1 protein-coding gene is annotated in these 1252 nt (G+C 33.8%); it reads left to right on the top strand.

Features of this window, described 5'->3' with window-relative positions; genetic code table 11:
- The first annotated feature begins 58 nt into the window (after window positions 1–58).
- Window positions 59–1221, top strand: a protein-coding gene (locus ESZ48_RS19180) for an IS3 family transposase (RefSeq protein ID WP_129019110.1) whose coding sequence is annotated in 2 segments (ribosomal slippage) — window positions 59–296 and window positions 296–1221 — 1164 coding nt in all. Because the reading frame shifts where the segments join, the coding sequence is not laid out codon by codon here.
- The last annotated feature ends 31 nt before the right edge of the window (window positions 1222–1252 follow it).

Genomic DNA, 1252 nt, shown 5'->3' on the forward strand with positions numbered 1-1252 from the left:
TGGAATGTCTAGTTTAGCTGGGACGACTTTTTACGGTCATAAATTATATATTTGAATTATGGCAAAAAAATACAACAATGAATTAAAGCTTACAATAGTAGAGCTATTGCAATCAGGAATGAAAGCAAAACAAATAAGTGAAGACTATGGTGTTGCTCCCAGTCTTATAAGTCGCTGGAAAAAGGATTACGAGGCTAAATCTGGGGACTTTTCCAAGAAAAGAGAACTTACTATGGAAGAGCAAGAACTTAAGGCATTGCGCAAAGAATTGCGTGACGTAAAAATGGAGCGTGATATCTTAAAAAAGGCAGTAAGCATCTTTTCCAAGAGCGACCACTAAAATATCATTTCATTTTATCAAATGAATCAGATTTTGTGGTTGAGAAGATGTGTAAATGTATGCGAGTCAGTAAGAATGCATATTACAATTGGCGAAGAAACAAGGATTCAGCAAGAACTAAAAACTCTGTAATACTGCTCAAAGAAAGGATTAGAGTGATTTTTAAAGATAGTAAAGAGATTTACGGAAGCTGTAGAATACAGAAAATGTTAGAACGAGAAAATCTAAATTATTGCCGTTCCTATATCGCAATATTGATGAAAGAAATGGGGTTGAAAAGCGTTTTAAAAAGGAAGTTTGTAAATACAACAGATTCCAGGCATGGCTTTGCATTGGCTAAAAATGAACTGGATAGAGCATTTTCAAGTTCAACAATAGGAGAAAAATGGGTGTCTGATATTACTTATATTAGAGTAAATGATAACTGGAATTACCTAACAACTATTATAGATTTAGCAGACAGAAAGGTAGTAGGATGGGCGTTAAGCGAAGATATGACTGTACAAAACACGGTGTTAAAAGCTTGGATCCATGCTAGAAGAAATCGAACTATTTCAAATAATTTCATATTTCATTCCGACAGAGGTGTTCAGTATGCGGCCAATACAATGACCAATATCTTTTCTTTCAATCGCAATATAACACAGTCCATGAGTAGAAAAGGAAACTGTTGGGATAATGCAGTAGCGGAAAGCTTTTTTAAGACTATTAAGCACGAATGGTTATATCGTTTTAAGTTTACTTCATACCTGCAGTTATTTGACAAAATAAGCCAGTACATTACTTGGTATAATACAAAAAGAATCCATTCAAGCTTGGATTATTTAACACCACTTGAAATGGAACTTAAATTAAAACACATTATCAAAAATGCGGCCTAAAAAATTAGTCCCATTTTTATTAGGTAGTCCA

It is taken from the genome of Gelidibacter gilvus (genome assembly GCF_004115975.1).
In the GTDB taxonomy this organism is placed as follows: domain Bacteria; phylum Bacteroidota; class Bacteroidia; order Flavobacteriales; family Flavobacteriaceae; genus Gelidibacter; species Gelidibacter gilvus.